Annotated in this window: 1 protein-coding gene; it reads left to right on the plus strand. The window is 46.9% G+C overall.

Annotation, left to right across the window (positions count from 1 at the left end; genetic code table 11):
• On the plus strand, positions 1 to 1033 hold a 1033-nt coding region (locus tag R7Q38_RS24920; protein ID WP_318114746.1), incomplete at both ends, for a methyl-accepting chemotaxis protein.

Here is a 1033-nt window from a genome sequence, read left to right on the forward strand (position 1 = left end):
ACGTTAATGGCAGTAATAAACAAGCGGCGAAAGAAATCTTAAAAGCGATGCGCTTTGAAAGTGATGGGTACTTTTTCGCGTATGATTCTCAAGGTATCAATACCTTACATGCCATCAAACCGTCGCTGGAAGGTAAAAATCTGTATGACCTTAAAGATGAAAATGGCGTAGCGGTGATTGCTGGCTTGATTGATGCATCGCAAAAAGGCGATGGCTTTTTGTATTTCTCTTGGCACAAACCAACCATCAACGCTCAGGCACCGAAATTGGGTTACGCTGAGTATCTACAAAAATGGGACTGGGTGCTTGGTACCGGGATCTACATTGATGACATCGACCAACAAGTTGCCATGCAGCGTGAATTGCGCACGCAAGAGTTAAATCAACACACTTTATCTGCGGTGACAATCTCGGTGATTGGCCTGATTATTACCAGCATCTTAACCAGTATTGCTGTCTCGAAAGGCATTAAACCACTTCAGCACGTCGCCGATTCTCTCAAAGATGTTGCTGCGGGTGGCGGTGACTTAACTGCGCGTCTAAAAGTGGAAAGTAAAGACGAAGTTGGCGAAGTCGCGGCTGCCTTTAATGAGTTTATGGATAAACTTCACCCACTGATGCAGGACATTCATCGATCTGCTTCTGCCGTTCAAACAGTTTCTGAAGAACTGAATGATCAAACGCGCACAGCGAGCGGTCAAATGCAGAGTCACTGTTTGGAAACGGATAAAGTGGTGACAGCCGTAACAGAGATGAGCATGACGGCAAAAGAAGTCGCGAGCAATACAAATGCCACTGCGCAGGCCATTGACGATGCGAACGATCAGGTCACCGAAGCCCAGCGAGAGGTTGAACAAGCGATTCAAGGCATTACTGAGTTGGTTACAGAGATCAACAGTACATCGGATGCTATCTCTGAGTTGAGTCAGCAAACGGAGCAGATTACCAAAGTATTGGATGTGATTGGCGAGATTGCTGAGCAGACCAACTTATTGGCGCTCAATGCGGCAATTGAAGCTGCGCGAGCGGGCGA

It is taken from the genome of Vibrio sp. Vb0598 (assembly GCF_033338935.1).
In the GTDB taxonomy this organism is placed as follows: Bacteria; Pseudomonadota; Gammaproteobacteria; order Enterobacterales; family Vibrionaceae; genus Vibrio; species Vibrio alginolyticus.